This is a genomic window from Roseixanthobacter finlandensis, assembly GCF_043195105.2.
Taxonomy (GTDB): domain Bacteria; phylum Pseudomonadota; class Alphaproteobacteria; order Rhizobiales; family Xanthobacteraceae; genus NCEH01.
Genome location: NZ_CM195536.1, coordinates 2630322 through 2648405, shown reverse-complemented (window position 1 = coordinate 2648405; position 18084 = coordinate 2630322). Strand labels below are relative to the sequence as shown.

The 18084-nt window shown below is 66.4% G+C and carries 21 protein-coding genes and 1 other annotated feature; of the genes, 7 read left to right on the top strand and 14 right to left on the bottom strand.

The window, feature by feature from the left end; translation table 11 throughout:
* Nucleotides 1-8: 8 nt before the first annotated feature.
* From V5G24_RS12370 to soxY, 7 genes are all read right to left on the bottom strand, one after another.
* Complete coding sequence (locus V5G24_RS12370; RefSeq protein WP_394082279.1) at nt 9-515, bottom strand: DsrE family protein; 507 nt, start codon at nt 513-515, stop codon at nt 9-11.
* Nucleotides 516-575: 60 nt separating this feature from the next.
* Entirely contained in the window at nt 576-869 is a 294-nt protein-coding gene (locus tag V5G24_RS12365; protein WP_394083066.1) for a c-type cytochrome, read from the bottom strand.
* 83 nt (nt 870-952) lie between these two features.
* Nucleotides 953-1615 carry a c-type cytochrome gene (locus V5G24_RS12360; RefSeq protein WP_394082281.1) on the bottom strand — a complete coding sequence of 221 codons (663 nt, stop codon included), beginning with the start codon at nt 1613-1615 and terminating at the stop codon, nt 953-955.
* Entirely contained in the window at nt 1599-2912 is a 1314-nt protein-coding gene (gene soxC, locus V5G24_RS12355; protein WP_394083068.1) for a sulfite dehydrogenase, read from the bottom strand. Before soxC ends, V5G24_RS12360 begins: the two co-directional genes overlap by 17 nt.
* A 77-nt stretch (nt 2913-2989) precedes the next feature.
* A complete protein-coding gene (gene soxB, locus V5G24_RS12350; RefSeq protein ID WP_394082283.1) occupies nt 2990-4687 on the bottom strand; it encodes a thiosulfohydrolase SoxB in 1698 nt (565 codons plus the stop codon).
* A gap of 115 nt (nt 4688-4802) precedes the next feature.
* Nucleotides 4803-5132 carry a thiosulfate oxidation carrier complex protein SoxZ gene (gene soxZ, locus V5G24_RS12345; protein WP_394082285.1) on the bottom strand — a complete coding sequence of 110 codons (330 nt, stop codon included), beginning with the start codon at nt 5130-5132 and terminating at the stop codon, nt 4803-4805.
* 44 nt (nt 5133-5176) lie between these two features.
* Complete coding sequence (soxY, locus tag V5G24_RS12340) at nt 5177-5659, bottom strand: thiosulfate oxidation carrier protein SoxY (protein ID WP_394082287.1); 483 nt, start codon at nt 5657-5659, stop codon at nt 5177-5179.
* Nucleotides 5660-5953: 294 nt separating this feature from the next.
* Here soxY and soxA point away from each other — a divergent pair, with 294 nt between their 5' ends.
* Both soxA and soxX read left to right on the top strand, forming a co-directional pair.
* Nucleotides 5954-6736, top strand: a complete 783-nt coding sequence (soxA, locus tag V5G24_RS12335) for a sulfur oxidation c-type cytochrome SoxA (protein ID WP_394083070.1) — start codon at nt 5954-5956, stop codon at nt 6734-6736.
* 13 nt (nt 6737-6749) lie between these two features.
* Nucleotides 6750-7370: a sulfur oxidation c-type cytochrome SoxX gene (soxX, locus tag V5G24_RS12330; protein WP_394082289.1), complete on the top strand. Its 621-nt coding sequence runs from the start codon at nt 6750-6752 to the stop codon at nt 7368-7370.
* Nucleotides 7371-7603: 233 nt separating this feature from the next.
* Here the strand turns inward: soxX and V5G24_RS12325 are convergent, their stop codons facing one another.
* Together V5G24_RS12325 and V5G24_RS12320 are read right to left on the bottom strand one after the other, a co-directional pair.
* The gene (locus tag V5G24_RS12325) at nt 7604-8173 is read right to left on the bottom strand and encodes a thioredoxin family protein (protein ID WP_394082291.1); all 570 of its coding nucleotides are present in this window, start codon (nt 8171-8173) and stop codon (nt 7604-7606) included.
* Between the two features lie 28 nt (nt 8174-8201).
* Nucleotides 8202-8966, bottom strand: coding sequence for a cytochrome c biogenesis CcdA family protein (locus V5G24_RS12320; protein ID WP_394082293.1), 765 nt, complete (start codon nt 8964-8966; stop codon nt 8202-8204).
* Nucleotides 8967-9075: 109 nt separating this feature from the next.
* Here V5G24_RS12320 and V5G24_RS12315 point away from each other — a divergent pair, with 109 nt between their 5' ends.
* The 3 genes from V5G24_RS12315 to V5G24_RS12305 all read left to right on the top strand — a co-directional run bounded on the left by V5G24_RS12315 (nt 9076) and on the right by V5G24_RS12305 (nt 11074).
* The gene (locus tag V5G24_RS12315) at nt 9076-9462 is read left to right on the top strand and encodes a thioredoxin fold domain-containing protein (RefSeq protein WP_394082295.1); all 387 of its coding nucleotides are present in this window, start codon (nt 9076-9078) and stop codon (nt 9460-9462) included.
* A 53-nt stretch (nt 9463-9515) separates the two neighbouring features.
* On the top strand, nt 9516-9890 hold the full coding sequence (locus V5G24_RS12310; protein WP_394082297.1) for an ArsR/SmtB family transcription factor: 375 nt from the start codon (nt 9516-9518) through the stop codon (nt 9888-9890).
* A 71-nt stretch (nt 9891-9961) separates the two neighbouring features.
* Nucleotides 9962-11074 carry a YeeE/YedE family protein gene (locus tag V5G24_RS12305; RefSeq protein ID WP_394082299.1) on the top strand — a complete coding sequence of 371 codons (1113 nt, stop codon included), beginning with the start codon at nt 9962-9964 and terminating at the stop codon, nt 11072-11074.
* Between the two features lie 20 nt (nt 11075-11094).
* On the opposite strand, the gene V5G24_RS12300 is transcribed toward V5G24_RS12305, so the two are convergent.
* The 5 genes from V5G24_RS12300 to V5G24_RS12280 all read right to left on the bottom strand — a co-directional run bounded on the left by V5G24_RS12300 (nt 11095) and on the right by V5G24_RS12280 (nt 16008).
* Entirely contained in the window at nt 11095-12243 is a 1149-nt protein-coding gene (locus V5G24_RS12300) for an FAD-dependent oxidoreductase (protein WP_509292312.1), read from the bottom strand.
* A 5-nt stretch (nt 12244-12248) separates the two neighbouring features.
* Nucleotides 12249-12875: a YeeE/YedE thiosulfate transporter family protein gene (locus tag V5G24_RS12295; RefSeq protein ID WP_394082303.1), complete on the bottom strand. Its 627-nt coding sequence runs from the start codon at nt 12873-12875 to the stop codon at nt 12249-12251.
* 21 nt (nt 12876-12896) lie between these two features.
* Complete coding sequence (locus V5G24_RS12290; protein WP_394082305.1) at nt 12897-13472, bottom strand: YeeE/YedE thiosulfate transporter family protein; 576 nt, start codon at nt 13470-13472, stop codon at nt 12897-12899.
* A gap of 245 nt (nt 13473-13717) precedes the next feature.
* Nucleotides 13718-15193 (bottom strand): SulP family inorganic anion transporter, encoded by a 1476-nt coding sequence (locus tag V5G24_RS12285; protein WP_394082307.1) that lies wholly within the window; start codon nt 15191-15193, stop codon nt 13718-13720.
* A 64-nt stretch (nt 15194-15257) separates the two neighbouring features.
* Nucleotides 15258-15313 (bottom strand) — a sequence feature (sul1 is cis-regulatory element that is thought to sense ions involved in sulfur or methionine metabolism; They are found in Alphaproteobacteria).
* 326 nt (nt 15314-15639) lie between these two features.
* Entirely contained in the window at nt 15640-16008 is a 369-nt protein-coding gene (locus tag V5G24_RS12280) for a response regulator (protein ID WP_394045024.1), read from the bottom strand.
* A 141-nt stretch (nt 16009-16149) separates the two neighbouring features.
* Between V5G24_RS12280 and V5G24_RS12275 the strand changes: the two genes are divergently transcribed.
* Both V5G24_RS12275 and V5G24_RS12270 read left to right on the top strand, forming a co-directional pair.
* The gene (locus V5G24_RS12275; protein ID WP_394082309.1) at nt 16150-16476 is read left to right on the top strand and encodes a DUF3572 domain-containing protein; all 327 of its coding nucleotides are present in this window, start codon (nt 16150-16152) and stop codon (nt 16474-16476) included.
* Nucleotides 16477-16482: 6 nt separating this feature from the next.
* The gene (locus tag V5G24_RS12270; RefSeq protein WP_394082311.1) at nt 16483-17781 is read left to right on the top strand and encodes a DNA polymerase IV; all 1299 of its coding nucleotides are present in this window, start codon (nt 16483-16485) and stop codon (nt 17779-17781) included.
* Nucleotides 17782-18084: the final 303 nt, after the last annotated feature.

Sequence of the window (18084 nt, the reverse complement as noted above, 5' to 3'; positions counted from 1 at the left end):
TGTTGCGCTCAGCCGATCTTGATATAAGCGAAGCCCTTGTTCTGGAGCGCGGCGACGGTGGCGACGCCCGAGGGCACGAAGGCGATGAAATCGGCCTTGCGGACCTTGTCGCGATTGAGCTTCAAGCGTTCGAAGGTGATCGAGCACAGATAGACCTTGAGCCCGTTCTTCGCGACGCTCTCCACCTTCTCGAAGATCTGCGGCACCATGACTTCATCGCGCCAGGTGGTGTCGTCGAGGGATTCGAGAAAGAATTTCACGCCCGGTCCGTGCGCCACCAGTGCGATCTGGATGGCGAAAGGGTCCGCGCCGTACGCGGAATAATGGTTGGAGATATTGGTCAGGGTCTGGACGAATCGGGGCGGATCTCCGAAGTCGCAATGATAGAGGCAGGCACTGTCCGCCTCCTTGGAGATGTCCTTCAATTGCAGGCTTTGCGCGGCGGAGGCCGCCACCGGCGCCGCCCCGGCAAGCGCCAGGCTTCCAAGAAAGGCGCGGCGATCGAAAATGGCCATGGGCTTCTCCCCTGATGACGGGCACCTGTTCCGGCGCCTCGTTGAATCTTGCGACGGTGTTTAGGGCCCGCCTGTGGCCTTCAAATCCCCGAAATAGGCGGCGAGCGCTGCGATCTCCTCATCCGACAAGGCGGCCGCCACGGTGCGCATCACCTCGTTGTCGCGCTCCTTGCGGCGGTAGGACGTCATCACGGCAGCGAACTGGTCCGGCGGCCAGCCGACGATCGCCGGCACGCCACCGGCGCTCTTGCCTGTCGCCTGATGGCAGGTGACGCATTGGGACGCGAGATAGGCGCCATATTCGCGATCGCCCTCGGCCCGCGCCGGCCAGCCTCCGGCGCAGAGGATCGCCACCGCCAAGCCCGCGCACCGTGCATGTCGGGTGCGCGCTTGCCGGGTGCGTGCGTGCTCCCGCCTTGCCTGGGCCGGGCGTTGGTTCACTCAAGATTGCCTTTCGGTTCCTCGCCTTCCTTCGGCGTCACGTTGAGAATGCGGGCGTGTCCGGTCACCTTCACCTCGCCGGAGCAGTCCTTCATGCAGGGATTGGCGTTCCAGAAGGCTTTTTCGGCCGTTTCGCGGTCGTCATCATAGAAGGCGCCCACGTTGGGCAGCGTCACCTTCGGGAAATTCTCCCGGCTCAGGACGAAATCATCTTTAACCACGTCGTTCAGGTTCAAGAGATAGGCGACGATGGCATAGACTTGGTTCGGCTCCAGGGATTGGGCATTGCCGAACGGCATGGCCCGATGGATGTAATCATAGGCGGTGGAGGCATAAGGCCAGAAGGAGCCGATGGTTTTTTCCGGCCGCTCGGATTTGAGCGAGCCCTGTCCGCCCGCCAGCACGGGCCAGCGGCCGGCGCCCTCGCCGAACTCGCCGTGGCACACGGCGCAATTCTGCAGGAAAATTTCCTCGCCTTCCTTCACCGAGCCCTTGCCGGGCGGCAGGCCCTGGCCATCGGGGCGCACGTCGATGTCCCAGGCGGCAATCTCCTCCGGCAGGGCGGGCCGGCCGACACCGGCGGGGCCCGCCAAGGCGGGAAGCGCGGGGAGGGCGGCGAGCGCGATGGCGAACAGGAGCGCTTCAGCCGACTTCGACATTTTCCGTCTCCCCGTTCGGCCGCACCAGCCACGTCTGGATGCCATTGTTATGATAGATGGAATTCTCGCCGCGGATCGCCCGCAGGGCGGTCTTGGTGGGCTGCACATAGCCGGTCTCGTCCATGGCCCGCGACTGGACCATGAGTTCCTGCCCGTTCCAGTCGAAATCCAGATAGAAGCGCGCCATGGACATGGGCAAAGCGGCGCCCTCCAGGCGCGCCGTGGTCCAGTTGCGCCCCCCGTCGAGGGAGACGTCCACCCGCTTGATGGTGCCGCGCCCCGACCAGGCGATGCCGGAAATCACATTGGCGCCCTTGTGGCGCAGCGGCGCCTGCGGGCTCGGGCTGGTGATGACGGATTTCGCGTCCATCACGAAGGTGAAGCGGCGCGAGCGGCCGTCGGCCAGCAGGTCGGTATATTTCGAGGTCTCCTCACGCTGCTCCCAGGGCTCGTCGCCCACCTCGATCCGGCGCAGCCATTTGATCCACATATTGCCTTCCCAGCCCGGCACCACCAGGCGCACCGGATAGCCCTGCTCGGGGCGCAGCGCCTCGCCGTTCATGGCGAAGGCCACCAGGCAATCCTTCATCGCCTTTTCCATGGGAATGGAGCGGGTCATGGCGGCGGAATCCGCGCCCTCGGCAAGCAGCCATTTGCCCTTGGGCTTCACGCCCGCCGCATCGAGGAAGGCTTTGAGCGGCACGCCGGTATAGATCACATTGTGGATCATGCCGTGGGTGAACTGGCAGCCATTGAGCTGGGCCCCGCGCCATTCCATGCCGGAATTGGCGGCGCATTCCAGAAAATAGGTGCGGTTCACCCGCCCCGGCATGCGCTTGATGTCGTCGAGCGTGAAGACCAGCGGCTTGTCCACCATGCCGTGGACCATGAAGCGATACTTATCCGGATCAATCTCCGCTTCGCCGCCGTGGTGGCGCACGAAGCACAGGCCGTTGGGCGTGATGATGCCGTCCAGCGCATAGAGCGGGGTGAAGCTCACCGAGCTTTCGCGGCTGGCTGTCAGCCATTCCACCTCCCGGCGCACCACGTCCTTCTCGAACGGGGAGGGCTTGCCATAGGGATTCACATTGACGCCTTGGCCCAGTGTCTTGGTCCAGTCCGGCACCGGCACGATATTGGGGTCGGGCGTGCCGGCGGCGGCGGCCTTGGCCGCGATTGCGCCGGCACCGGCGGCGCTGGCGCTGAGCGCCATGGCGCCAGCCCCAAGTCCCGCCGCCGAAAGGAAGCGGCGCCGGTTGAAGGCGGCGGGTGGGGCTTTGGCGGTGTGATCGGACATCATGTCCTCCGATACATTCTTTAATTCGTAGATTTGAATATGATTGAGACTTCCCGGCGCCCGGCGCTGCATCCCTCTCAGGCGCCGGTGACCTTCACGGAGGTGTTGGGCGCGACCCGCACGGCCTTGGTGCGCGCCACGTAGCGTTCCACGATTTCCCAGACCGGCGGACCTTCGACCCCCTGGTTCACGCTCGCCCAGCCGGCGACCGAATAGGATTTTCCGGCCTCGATCGGCGTCCCGGTCTTCAGGTGCGTGAGGCCGGAAATGCGCTGTCCCGCGCCTTTCGACACATCGATGGAATAGCCCATGCCGCCGACGCGGACCATGTCGCCGCCGCCCTGGAAATAGGGATCGGGGTGGAAGATGTTGTCCGCCACATCTTCCAGCACATCCTTGATCTGCTGGCCGCTCATGTTCATGCGGTAGCACGCGGGATAGGTGATGGCGGTGGCGTTGGCGATGGCGTCGAAGGTGATGGGATCGCCCGGCAGCAGCGTCCCGCCCCAGCGGAAGCCGGGGGAGAGGGCGATCTCCACATCGCGCTCCTGAAGCATGGCGTCGCAGATCATGTCGTCCAGCGTGCCGTTGAAATTGCCCCGGCGGTAGAGAATGCTCTCCGCCCGGCCGATCTCGCGCGACAGGTCCTTTTCGAACGGCGCGCGGATCTCGGCCACCAGCTTCGCCATCTCCGGGTCGGGCGCGATGGCGTCCGAGAACACCGGGATGAGCTGGAAGCGATAGCCCGTGACCTTCTTGTCGGCCACGTCGAGGTCGAGGCGCGAGAGGAACTTGCCGTGCGAGCCGGTGGCGATCAGCACGGTCTTGCCGACGATCACCGACGCCGGCATGGCATCATGGGTATGGGCGGTGAAGATGACGTCGATGCCGGAAACGCGGGACGCCATCTTGCGGTCCACGTCGAAGCCGTTGTGGGAGAGCAGGACCACCACGTCCGCGCCCTCGGCACGGGCGGCGTCCACCTGCTTCTGCATATCCTCCTCGCGGATGCCGAACTCCCAGTCCGGGATCATCCAGCGCGGGTTGGAAATGGGGGTGCGCGGAAAGGCCTGGCCGATCACCGCGATCTTCGCGCCGCCCTTCTCGAACATCTTGCGCGCCTCGAACACGGGCTCCTGCCATTCGACGCTGCGGATGTTCTGGGCGAGGAAGGCGAACGGCGCCTTCTCCTTGATCTCCAGCACCCGGTCGGTGCCGTAGGTGAATTCGAAATGGCCGACCAGGGCGTCGAGCTTGAGGGCCGAGAGGACGCGGACCATGTCCTCGCCCTTGGTCTGCAGCGAGGTCCAGCTGCCTTGCAAGGCATCGCCGCCGTCCAGCAGCAGCACCTTGTCGTCGCCCCGCGCGCCGCGGATCGCCTTGATGAGGGTCGCCATGCGGTCCATGCCGCCCATGCGCCCATAGGTCTTGGCGAGCGCGGCGAAGTCCTCGCTGGTCATCGCATAGGCATCGGCGCTCCCGGCGGGGATATTGAAGTATTTGAGGAATGCTGCTTCGGTCAGATGCGGCGGTAGCCCTTTCGCCTCGCCGACGCCGAGATTGACCGACGGTTCGCGGAAATAGATCGGCATCAATTGCGCATGCAGATCGGTCATATGGAGCAAGGTCACGGTGCCGGGGGCGCCGAACCGGAGCAGGTCATCCTGCGTCAGCTTCTGCCCGCGCACCGCCTGCGCCAAAGCGGCGGGGCCGTGGGCCGCGAGCAGGGCCGCTGTGGCCACGCCGGCGGTGAGGAAATCGCGCCTCGAAATCATGAGCGTCAACCGTCCTGCGGAACATGGCACGGCATTCCGCCTCCCGGTTCAGGGATGCGGGGCCGCGTCGGAAAAGGCGGGACGCACGCGCGTCCCGGAGCGGGAACGGGCGCCGTCAGCCCACGGTCAGCTTGGCGGTGGCCTTTTGTTCGGCGCCGCCGTCATCCTTCCAGGTGAAGGTGAATTCCCCGCTCTCGCTCGCCTTGAAGAAGAACGACTGGTAGGGATTGGCCGAGATGGCGGGAAACCAGTCCGCCTGAAAGAATTTCTTGCCGTTGAACGCGGCCGTGAACGTATTGATGATGTCGCGCGGCACGGGTTTCCCGGCGGAATCCTTGCGCTGCCCGCTTTCCATCTCGTGGGAGATGAGGGTCTTGATCTCGATGATGTCGCCGGCTTTCGCCTGCGCCGGAACGCGCACGCGAGGTGCGGATTTGATCGCCATGATGTGTCCTTCCCGTATCGTCGCCGCCGTATTGCCTGAAGGGATCAGCCGCCGCAGCCGCCGATGGTCACCTTCACCTGCGCCTTTGTCGTGTAGAGCGTGCCGTTCGACATCTCCGCCACGGCGATCACATTCTGGGTCTGGGCGAGGCGCATGCGGGCGGAGGCGGCGGCGCGGCCGCTGGCCGGCGTGAAGTGATAGGACACCACCTGCGGCAGCGGGTTGCCGTCGGCGAATACATGGACGCTCTTGACGTAATCAGCATCGGTCATGGGGCTGTCGACGTCGAGATTGATCGGCACGACGAGGCCGTTCTCGGCGATTTCGGGCAGGTCCAGCTTGACCTTGCCTTCGCCCATCGGCTTGCTTCCGAACAGCTTCTTCAACTCGTCTGCGACCTGCGCCTCGGTCGCGAACGACAGGCGCGGTGCGAGCACGGCGGCAAAGGCCGACAGTGCCGCGACCTGCAGCGCCTGGCGTCGGGTGGGGGCAAATCCCCATGCGGGGGCATTTCCCTTGGGCGTCATCCGTTTCCTCCTGGAAGTCCCGCGACAAGCAGGCGGGACCTTGGCGTCATTTGTTTTTTGTTTCGAACCGGGTTTTTCCCGGCCGATCAATTTCACATATTGTGATATCGAATTTTTTGAATGTAAAGTGGCTCCAAGCTGGTGATCATCGTTGCAGTGCAGCGCTGGAGCATTGGCCGCGGCGGTTCCGGTAAAGGCCTCTCAAGACGGCCGGGGATCGCTGCGCAACAAGATCGGGGAGGACCCATGCCACCGAAAGCGACAATCCTCACAGGGCTCTGCGCGCTCGCACTGATGTGCCTCGCGAGCAGCTTCGCCGCGGCCCAGGACGATGCCAGCGAGAAGGAAATCGAGCGCTACCGCAAGATGATCGAAGATCCCATGGCCAATCCCGGCTACCTCAGCGTGGACCGGGGCGAGGTGCTGTGGAGCGAGAAGCGCGGCACCAAGAACGTGTCGCTGGAGACCTGCGACCTCGGCCAGGGACCCGGCAAGCTGGAGGGGGCCTATGCGAGCCTGCCCCGCTATTTCGCCGACGCGGACAAGGTGATGGACCTGGAACAGCGCCTCCTGTGGTGCATGGAGAAGATCCAGGGATTCGACACCAAGGGCATCATCGCCAAGCCCTTCTCGGGGCCGGGACGCTCCTCCGACATGGAGGATCTCGTGGCCTTCATCGCCAATAAGTCGAACGGCATGCCGATCGCGGTGCCGCTCGCCCATGCCAAGGAAAAAGAGGCCTATGCCATCGGCGAGGCGCTGTTCTTCCGCCGCTCCTCGATCATGGATTTCTCCTGCTCCACCTGCCACGGCGAGGCTGGCAAGCGCATCCGCCTGCAAGGGCTGCCGCAGCTCGACACTCCGGGCAAGGATGCCCAGGCGACCATGGCCTCCTGGCCAACCTACCGGGTCTCGCAGAGTTCGCTGCGCACCATGCAGCACCGCCTGTGGGACTGCTATCGCCAGATGCGCATGCCCGCGCCCGATTACGGTTCTGAGGCGATCACGGCTTTGACCGTCTATCTCAACACCCAGGCCAAGGGGGGCGAACTCAATGTCCCCTCCATCAAGCGTTGAGGGGGAGAGGTCCATGAAGCGATATCTGATTGCCGTCGCCGCAGCGCTGCTGCTCCCCCAGCTCGCCGCCGCCCAGCAGGCCCCGGTTGTCGACACCGCGCGTGTCGATGCGGTGGTGAAGGAGAGCTTCACCAAGCTTCCCGAAGGCTGGGCCGAGCGCCTGATCCAGGATGAAACCATGCGGATCTGCTCGCAGACCCGCAACGCGCCTTCGCCCGCCCAGGCGGAGGCGATCGTCGCACGGGAGGCGGCGCTGGTGAAATTCCCTGCCGATGGCGTGATGGGGAATTGGAAGGACGGCGCCAAGATCGCGCAGAACGGACGCGGCGGCCAGTTTTCCGACCCGCCGGGAACCGTGAGCGGCGGCAATTGCTATGCCTGCCACCAGATGGACCCGAAGGAAGTGAGCTATGGCACGCTGGGGCCGAGCCTCACCAACTATGGGCGGGACCGCAAGTTCGACCCGGCGGACGCGAAGGCGGCCTATGCCAGGGTGTTCGATCCCCAGGCGGTCTTCGCCTGCTCCAACATGCCGCGCTTTGGCGTGCACAATGTGCTGAGCGAGCAGCAGATGAAGGATGTGATCGCCTATCTGTTCGATCCCGAATCTCCGGTGAACAAGCCGGCGAAATAAGCCTCGAGGCCTGCGGCCGATGGCGCTCGATCATCGGCCGTTGGTCCAAGCCCGCGCGGCGCTTGAGCGAAACCCGCTCGGCTCCGGTCCGGAGGACCGGGGCCGTTGGTCCAAGCCCGCGCGGCGCTTGAGCGTACCCGCTCGGCTCCGGTCCGGAGGACCGGGGCCGTTGGTCCAAGCCCGCGCGGCGCTTGAGCGTACCCGCTCGGCTTCGGTCCGAAGGACTGGGGCCGTCAGCTTTTCTGTGGCTTCTGGCGCGCGAGCCAGTCCGCGAACGACCCCTCGGCATAGCCGCCGGCGGCGACATAGCGGAACATGGCGGAAAACTCTTCCGGCCCCAGCAGGCCTGGCATGCGCGCGACTTCCCGCGTCGCGCCGTTCTCGATCGCGAAGAATTGGAACGTGGGCGTCGCGCGAATGCCCTCGCGGGCGCCGAACGCCTTCTCGGTCAGGCGGGCGCCGTCGAAGGCTATGACCTCACGGGCGCCGAACAGATCCAGATGAACGATGTCGAATTGCGCCTTGATGGGCGTCTCGATGGCCGGATCGGCGAAATAGACCGTATGCAGCCGCTTGCACAGCGGACAGCCGCGCTGGCTCCATTGCAGGGCGAAGTGCCGGTTTTTCTGGGTGGCGGCGGCGAGATCCTCCGAAAGATCGAGGAAACTCTCCACATACCAGTCCTCGGTATAGAGGCCATCGTCGCCGATGCGCGCCGCCGCCATCGCGGACCGGGGCAGGGCGGCGGGGGCGGCAAAAAGGGCGGCGAGCATGACACGCCGGCTCATTTGAACATGTCCCATGGGCCCGTCCTCCTCGGGTTTGCGCGCCTCAGCCGATGGTGCCGAGCGCGGGAACTGCATCCAGCAAAAGTTGCGAAACCTCGGGCATCAGGCCCGCCATGAAAACCACGCCGGTGGCCACCAGCAGGGCACCGGAAATCTTTTCGATCAGGCCGAGCCGCGTCTTCACGGCCAGCGCCCAGACGAGGAACGGGCCGGCGAAGGCGGCGGCGGCGAGAAACGGAATGCCGATGCCGGCGGCATAGAAAGCCAGCAGCAGCGCGCCCCGCCAGAGCGAACTCTCGGCGCCGGCGACGATCAGGATCGCGGCCAGCACCGGGCCGACGCAGGGCGACCAGCCGAAGCCGAAGGCAAGGCCCACCAGATAGGCCCCGAGCAGGCCGGCCGGTTTCTGCGACACTTCCAGCTTGGCCTGCCGGTAGAGCCAGGAGACCTTCACAAGGCCCAGCAGATGCAGGCCGAATAGGATGAGCACCGCGCCCGAGACGACGCCGAGGATGTCGGCATAGCGCGTCAGCCATTGGCCGATGCCGGAGGCGGTGGCGCCCAGCAGGATGAAGATGGTGGAAAAGCCGAGCACGAAGGCGCCGGCGATGGCGATCACCCGCCCGCGTCCCAAGCGCGCGGCCTCTGGCGTCGCGCTCCCTTGTCTCGCGCTCCCTACCGCCGTCGTCTCCGCCGCCGCGCCGGTGAGAAAGCCAAGATAGGCCGGCACGAGCGGCAGCACGCAGGGCGATGCAAAAGAGAGGAGGCCAGCCAGGAAGGCGCCGGGCAGGCTGATATCCAGGGACATTGATCCCTCCCGTTTCCCGCGTGCCGAAGCCACGGGTTTCATTCTTGCTACATTTATATTCGAATGCGATGATATGTGCCAAGGAACATTGTCACCACCAGGGTTTTGCATGGCATCATTGTCCCTCTGCGCGCGCCGTGCCGTCGCTTTTGGCGCATGGGCCGCGCTCTGCGTTCTGCTGCTGGCCAGCCCCTCCGGCGCGAGCGAACTGGTCATGTTCGAACGCAGCGGCTGCGCGTGGTGCCAGCGCTTCGATGCCGAAATATCGCCGGTCTACGACCGGACCGACGAAGGGCGGCAGGCGCCGCTGCGGCGGGTCAACATGCGGGCCGGCGTGCCGGGCGACCTGGTGCTGGCGGCACCGGTGCGGTTCGCGCCGACCTTTGTATTGGTGGAGGAAGGACGCGAAGTTGGCCGCATAACCGGCTATATGTCGGATGACGCGTTCTGGGGCATGCTCGGGAGCATGATTAACAAGCCGGCGCAAAGCCAATAGGCCCGCCGCGCGCGGCGGCGTGCTGATGCCGCCAGAAAGAGGATACGGGAAATATGTCGGCCATCGTCTCATCGCGGATCGAGGACGAACTGCGCGACGGCCCAGAGATCTCGGCCGAGCTGGACCAGTTGATGCGCAATGCGCGCAAGGCGAGCGACTTTCTGAAGGCCCTCTCCCATGAAAACCGGCTGCTGCTGCTGTGCCTGCTGGCGGAACGCGAGCGCTCGGTGACGGAGCTGGAGAACATCCTCTCCCTGCGCCAGCCCACCGTGTCCCAGCAATTGGCGCGCCTGCGCCTGGATGGCCTCGTCACCACGCGCCGCGATGGCAAGACCATCTGCTACAGCCTCGCCAGCGACGACGTGCGCCGCGTGATTTCAGTGATTTACGACATCTTCTGCGAGCCGGTAGACCCGCCGAAGACTTAAGACGCGTAGCGCCGGGCCGGCGACGGGGCATCCATAAGCCCCGCGCCGGCCGTTTCAGGGAGGATCGGCGCATGGACATCGAAAGCCCGTGGTGGAGCGCGCTCGCAGGCCTGTTGATCGGCGCGGTCGTGGGCTTTGCCGTGCGGCGCGCCCGGCTGTGCACCTTCGGCGCCCTGGAGGACGCCATGGTGGGCGGCGACATGCGCCGCCTGAAGGTGTTCGGCCTCGCGCTCGGCGTCGCGCTCGCGGGCACCCAGGTGCTGATCCTGACCGGGCTGTTGTCGCCCGAGCGGAGCAATTATCTGCCGGCGGCCCTGCCATGGTTCGGCGTCGCGTTCGGCGGGCTTCTGTTCGGCCTTGGAATGGCCCTGGTGGGCACCTGCGCCTTCGGCTCGCTGGTGCGCCTGGGCGCCGGCGACCTGCGCAGCCTCGTGGTGCTGCTGGTGTTCGGCGCGGTGGCCTATGCGACCTTGCGCGGCATCCTCGCCACCGTGCGCGTGGACCTGATCGAGCGGCTGGTCGTGCCGGTGCCGGGGGGCGGGCAGGGCGATCTGCCGACCCTGTTCAACCGCGTGGTGGGCTTCGACACGCGGGGAGGGCTGGCGCTGGCCGGCGCAGTCCTGCTCTCCAGCTTCGCCTTTCTCGATGCAAGATTGCGCCGCGCGCGCCGCCTGATGACGGCTGGCGTGCTGCTCGGCCTCGGCGTGGTGGCGGGATGGCTCGCCACCACCCAATTGATGGATGAATTCGCCCGTCCCGGCGCGCCCCAGAGCCTCACCTTCGTCTCCCCTGTCGCGCGCGCCCTGTTCGGCCTTCTGTTCGATCAGGCGAGCCTTGCGGAATTCGGCGCCGCCAGCGTCGCCGGGGTGGTGCTGGGCGCGGCGGCGGCGGCGCGAACTGGAGATGAATTCCGCTGGGAAGCGTTCGACGATCCACGGGAGATGAAGCGCCATCTCCTCGGCGCGGCGCTCATGGGGATGGGCGGGATCATCTGCGGGGGATGCACCATCGGCCAGGGCATCACCGCCGGCTCGCTCATGGCCCTGTCTTGGCCGCTGGCGGTGCTGGGCATGGCGGCGGGGGCGCGGCTCGGCATCGCCTTGCTGATGGAAGGCTCACTCACCGATTTCGCCCGCAGCGCCGTGAGCGCGGCCCTCGGGCATCGGGCGGACCGGCACCTCTAGAGTATCCGTTATGGGCAAGGTCAGGCGGCGCGAAACGCCTTCAGATAATGCTGCTCGAACATCCGCTTGGCCGTATGGAACAGGCCGAGGCGGGGCAAGGCGAGCGTGAACCGCGCATCGCGGAACACCAGCATGCCGGCATCCAGCGTATCGACGATGCACACCAGCTCCGGCTTGAAGGCGAAGATGGCCGGCTGACCTTTCAGCTCGGCCGCCATGTTGCGGGCGGCGGCGACCGCCTGAAGGTCCGCCTGATGGGCTTGCTTCGGCATCCAGTCCGGCCCGGGGAAGCTGCCCGCGTCGCCTGCCACATAGACCCGCTCCAGCCCCGGGACTGCGCAGGTCGCGCCGGCTGAGATGAAGCCGCCGGGCGAACGGGGCAGGTCGCTGGTATTGAGCCATGCGGGTCCCGTCAGTCCGGGCATGAAGAGGATGAGATCGGCCGGGATCTCCCCGCCTTCGGTCACCACCCGATCGGCCTCGAAGCGCACCATCTTGTGCCCAAGGTGGGTGCGGATGGCGCGCTTTTCCATCTCCTTGAGCAAACCGCTCACGGCCCGCGCGCCAAGGCGCTGGCCCGGCGATTGCGAGGGATTGAAGAAGACGAGATCGAACGCGGCGCGCCGTCCCTGCCGGCGCAGCAGGGTATCGATCCCGAACAGGAATTCGAACATCGGGCCGCCGCGCACCGCGGAGGGCTCCTGCGGATTGGCGGCGAAGCCCACGGCGATGGTGCCGCCCTTCAAGGCCGCGAGCCGGTCGCGGATGCCTTCCGCCGCCGCCACGCCCTCGCAAGGGATGGCGGCATGATCGATGCCCGGCAGCTTGCGGATGTAACGCCCGCCGCTGGCGATCAGCAGCATGTCGTTGGCAACCGGCCCGGCGCTGGTGCGCACCGTGCGCCCGCCATCGCTCACGCCTTCCACCCGCGCCCGATGGTGAACGACGCCATGCTTGGCGAAGAAGCCGCCCAGCGGCACCCGCAAGTCGGACCCCGCGCGCAAGCCGGCGGGAATCCAGATCAGACTTGGCAGATAGGTGAGCGCATCGTCGGGGGATATCACCGTTATCGGCGCGGCGACGCCCTGGCCTCGCAGTTCGCGAACGGCGGTGAGGGCGGCGAAGCCGGACCCGAGGATGGTGATGCGGGCGGACTGGACCGGCGGCATCGGGTTCATTCCGCCGGCTTGAGGCGCGAGGCCGAAGCATCCGACGCGCGCTGTGCGGGGGCGAAATTCCCATCCACGTCGGCACCGAGATCGGCCCGCCACGGCCGCCATTTTTCCAGGGCGATCAAGACCACCACCAGGAGCGCGGCGAACCCGAGCGCCAGCATCCAATAGGGCACGTCGGTGAAGCTCATCAAGGTGAGCTTGCCCGGCCCACCCGACAGAAGCAGCGGCGCGAGGGTCGGTTCGGCATAGCTGAAGGCCATCGCCCCGAACAGGCCGCCCACGAGGGTGAAGATCGCGTCGCGATAGCCGACACCCACCTGGGCGAGAACCGTGCCCGGGCAGGCCCCGGCCAGCGCGATGCCGGCGCCGAGGACGATGCCGCCCAGCACGTCGGCGGCGAAGAAGGTGGCCTTCGGCGCCAGCTTGATGAGGCCGAAGCCGTGCAGCGCCGCCAAGACCACGGCGCCGGTGGCGACCGCGGTGAGGAAGACCTTCAGCATGATGAAATTACGCAATTGCATCTGGCCGACGATCATCCCCGGCTCAAACACGCGGGACTTCTCCAGCGCGACGCCGAATACGATGCCCATGGCGAGGCCGATGAGAATGGCTTGAAGGAGGGACATGGCTGATCCTATCCGGGCGCGTCAGATGCGGCGCAGGAGGAGGAAAGCGGTGGCGATGCCGCCGACGAACATGAAGGCCACCGCGATGGTGGAGGAGACCGCAAGCTGGGCCATGCCCGAGATGCCGTGCCCCGAGGTGCAGCCATCGGCGAGGCGTGCGCCGAACAGCATGAGGAAGCCGGCGCCGAAGGCGACCAGATAGCGCACCGTCGGGCTGGAGGTGCCAAGCGCCCGCGCCCAGATCGGCGAGATGGCTTTGCGCCGCGCCCCGGAAAGCGACATGGAGATCATCGCCCCGAGCGCAATGCCGACCACCAGGGCGACCTGCCACCAATTCTTCGCGGTCGGCGTGATGTGCTTGGCCACATAGGCGATCTGTGTCACCGCCGGATCGATCAGCGCGGCAAGGGTGCCGCCCACGGTCACATAGGAGGACGAGGCCCCGAGCGCGGTGTCGATCAGGAGGAAGGCCGGAACCTGAAGCAGGCCGATCAGGATGCCCGCCACATAAGGCGACCAGGCCCGAGCCCGAAGTGAGCATGCTCTCATGGTTCGCTCCCACTGAGGCTGGCCCGGACCAAGCGTCGGGCGGGCCACGGCCCCATTTTTCGTTGCACCCGATGGTGAAATCGAAGTTTAGACATTCATAATATTAAAATTAGGATATTTGAATATATTGGCAACGGGCATTCTGTCGCAACACGTGTTCGACGGCGTCCGGTGGCGTCCGGCAGGGGCCGGTCGGGCTCGGGGCCGACTGTCCCCCGTGGGCAGCGCGTTCCTGATCGCTCCCGCCCTTGCTCCGCCGGCGGCACGCCATCGAAGGCGCGCCGCCGATGCGTTCAATGGAGCGCGATGGGCCGGGCCTCGTCCTTGTCGTGCAGCGCGAAGCGATCCACCAGGGTCGCGCTCGCCGCGTTGAGGCCGAGCACGCTCACCTGCGCGCCCGACTGCCGGAACTTCAGCACCGCCTTGTCGAGGGCACCGATGGAGGTGATGTCCCAGAAGTGCGCGTGCGTCAGGTCGATCACCACCTCGGCCGGCTTCTCCTCAAAGTCGAAACCACGCAAGAACACTTCTGAAGAGGCGAAGAAGATCTGCCCCAGCACGGTATAGATAACCCGCCCGTCGGCCTCGCTCCGGTTGACCGACACCATCCGCGCCACTTTCCCGGCGAAGAACACGCCGGACAAAAGCACGCCCACCAGCACGCCCTTGGCGAGGTCGTGCGTGCCGACCACGGTGATCACCGTCGCCAACATGACCACCGAGGACGGCATGGGATTGCGGCGCAAATCGAGGATCGAGCGCCACGAGAAAGTGCCGATGGAGACCATGATCATCACCGCCACCAGCGCCGCCATGGGAATGATGCGCACGAGATCGTCCAGCACCAGGATCAGGAACAGCAGGAACGCGCCCGCCACGAAGGTGGAGAGCCGCCCCCGCCCGCCGGACGTGACGTTGATCACCGACTGGCCGATCATGGCGCATCCCCCCATGCCGCCGATCAGCGCCGAGGCGATGTTGCTCGCCCCCTGGCCAAGGCATTCCTGGCTCTTGTTGCTCAGGGTGTCGGTCATGTCGTCGACGATCTGGGCCGTGAGCAGGGATTCCAGCAGGCCCACGGCAGCGAGCGTGACCGAATAGGGGAAGATGATCTGCAATGTCTCGAAGGTCAGCGGCACATCCGGCAGCATGAAGGCCGGAAAGCTGGACGGCAGTTCGCCAAGATCGCCGACCGTGCGCAGATCCATGCCTGACCACCAGGCGAAGAGTGTGAGAACCGCGATGGAGACCAATGGCGCGGGCACGGCCTTGGTCAGATAGGGAAACAGATAGATGATGGCGAGGCCTGCGGCGACCATCGCATAGGTCTGAACCGGCACGCCGATCAGTTCCGGCAGCTGCGCCATGAAGATCAGAATGGCGAGCGCATTGACGAAGCCGGTGATGACCGAGCGCGAGATGAAGCGCATCAGCCGGCCGACCTTCAGAAGACTGGCGGCAATCTGCAACAGCCCCATGAGGATGGTGGCGGCAAACAGATATTGCAGGCCGTGATCCCGCACCAGGCTGACCATCACGACCGCCGTCGCCGCCGTGGCGGCGGAGATCATGCCGGGCCGGCCGCCGACAAAGGCGGAGACGCAGGCAATCGCGAAGGAGGCGTAGAGCCCGACCTTGGGGTCCACCCCGGCGATGACGGAAAAGCCGATGGCTTCGGGAATGAGTGCCAGCGCGACGACGATACCGGCGAGAATGTCGCCGCGCGGATTTGAGAACCACGCGCGAAAATAGGCTTTATGCTTGGTCATGTCTGGGATTTCCGCAATGGACGGCCACGCCGCGCAAAGGCGGTTGGGGCTACGCTGTCATATGCGTTGTCCGGCGGATTGGCGGCCGGAAGAGCCACCCGGGCTTGCACCGGGTCCAGATGAATACCCTTTGTTACAGGCGGGAATACCGCACCGCAACATTTAAAGCTGAGCGCGCTCGGAGCGCACCGGCCGGTGGCGTGGGGCTGTTCCCGGCGATGTCGGGAGGGGCGGGTGGCCGACGGCGGGCGCGCGGGGAGGCCACCCACACAGCCCGGCCGCCGGCCGAACCCCACGGACCCAGGAGATGCGGCGGACCTGAGCACTCCGTAGGGTATTTCCGAAGCGGGGCCGCGCCCTGCGCAGCCGCCTGCTTCACGTCCCGACAAAGGGAAGTTAGCGGAAGCGGGCGCGATGTCAAAGCACCCGATTCGCCTCCGAAGCGGTCATCCCCCGCTATAAATGCGGACCGTCTCCAGGAATTTGGCGACCGATATGGGCTTGGAAAGATAGGCTTCGCACCCGCCCGCGCGAATGCGCTCCTCATCGCCCTTCATGGCGAATGCGGTCACGGCGACCACGGGAATCGCGCGCAGCTCGGGGTCGGCCTTCAGCCAGCCGGTCACTTCCAGGCCAGAGACCTCGGGCAGCTGGATGTCCATGAGGATCAGGTCCGGCTTGTGCTTGCGTGCCAGCGGCACCGCCTCCACACCGGTGCGGGTCTGCACGGTCTGATACCCGTTGGCTTCCAGCAGATCGTGGAAGAGCTTCATGTTCAGCTCGTTGTCCTCCACGATCATCACCGTTTTCGGCATACCTCTGTCCCCGCCCATGAGGTCCGCCTCCGCGCCGGTGGCGCGGCTCCGAACATCGTGCTGCATGCCGACCGCTTCGCTTTTCGCGCCAGGATCGGACATGATGGCTCAAGCTAGAGACCATTCGTTGCGGAAGCGCAAATGCCCATCAAAGATCATTCGAACACGCCGGCCCGGGTGCAGCAGGCCGCCGAGGCCGTCGCGGTGTCCGCGCTCGGCTTCCTGGCGCAGGAGCCGGACCGCATCGGCCGCTTCCTCGCCGAGACCGGGCTCGGCCCGGCGGAGCTGCGCGCGGCGGCGCGCGAGCCCCATTTCAATGCCGGCCTGCTCGCCTTCCTGCTGGCGGACGAGCCGCTGCTGATTGAATTCTCCGCCCATGCCGGGCTGAAGCCGCAGGATGTGGCGCGCGCCCACGACGTGCTCAATCCGCCGTTCGACCCCGACGCGCCGGCGCGCCGCGAGCGCTGAGGATCCATGGCCGCGCCGCTGCCGGGCTTCTGCCGCGATTGCCGCGCCGATGCGGGAAGCGGGCCGAGGTGCGTTGCCTGCGGCAGCCCGCGCCTGGTGCGCCACGCGCAGATCGATTCGCTCACCGTCGCCCATGTGGATTGCGACGCCTTCTTCGCGGCGGTCGAGAAGCGGGATGATCCGAGCCTTGCGGACGTGCCGCTGATCATCGGCGGCGGCACGCGCGGCGTGGTCTCCACGGCCTGCTATATCGCGCGCATCCATGGGGTGCGATCGGCCATGCCCATGTTCAAGGCGAAGGCGCTGTGCCCGCAGGCGGTGGTGCTGAAGCCGAACATGGAGAAATACCGCATCGCCGGCCGGCAGGTGCGCGCGCTCATGCAGGCGCTGACCCCGCTGGTGGAGCCGCTTTCCATCGACGAGGCCTTCCTCGACCTTGCCGGCACCGAGCGGCTGCACCGCCTCTCGCCGGGCCGCGCGCTGGCGCGCTTTGCCCAGCAGGTGGAGAAAGAGGTGGGGATTACCGTCTCCATCGGGCTCGCGAGCAACAAGTTCCTGGCCAAGACCGCGTCCGAGCTGGACAAGCCGCGCGGCTATTCGGTGCTGGGGCAAGAGGAGGCGCCGGAATTTCTCGCGCCCCGGCCGATCACCTTCATCTGGGGGGTCGGGCCCGCCTTCGGCGCGAAGCTGGCGCGCGACGGGCTGAACCGCATCGCCGACATCCAGCGGCTCGGCGAGATCGACATGCTGCGCCGCTATGGGGCGGAGGGGCAGCGGTTGTGGCGGCTGTCGCTCGGCATCGACACCCGCAAGGTGGAGCCCCATCGCGCGGCAAAAAGCGTCTCCGCCGAAACCACATTCGACACCGACATTCGCGAGTTGCGCCCGCTGGAGCAGATTCTCTATGGCCTGTGCGAGGAGGTGTGCGGGCGCCTGCGGCGGGGTGAGATTGCCGGGCGCACGGTGACGCTGAAGCTGAAGGGCGCCGATTTCCGGGCCAGGACCCGCTCGCGCGCCCTCGAAACGCCGACGCAGCTCGCCGCCCGGCTCTATGAGGCCGCCCATGACCTGCTGGTGAAGGAAGTGGACGGCACGCCCTTCCGCCTCGTGGGCGTGGGCCTGTCCGAGCTCGTGCCGGGCGTCGAGGCGGACCCCGCCGACCTCGTGGACACGAAGACCCCGCGCCTCAAGGCGGCGGAAGACGCCATGGAGCAATTGCGCGCGCGGTTCGGGGCCGGGGCCGTGGATCGCGGTATCCTGCTGGGAGCAACCCCGCGCCATCGCCGCCCGCCGCGCCCGCGCTGAGCTGCCGTCCGTTCCATTTCGGGACAGGTGCTGAGCTGCGGGGAGAACGGGCCGGGACCGAACCGTGTCCGAATCGCCCGCGGCCGCGTGTTCCGCCTGCGTTCCTTTAAGGAGACAAGCGTCATGCACGGGCTTGCCCCGTGCATCCACGCGGCCCCGCTGGCGCCGGCTTTTCAAGGATCGTGCAGTCGGCGCCGCGTGGATGGCCGGGACGAGCCCGGCCATGACGAACGAGGGGGGCGACCGAGGGGGGACGAGCGAAAGACGCAGGAAAAGGGCGGGCATCCGCTTTCGAATGGCCCC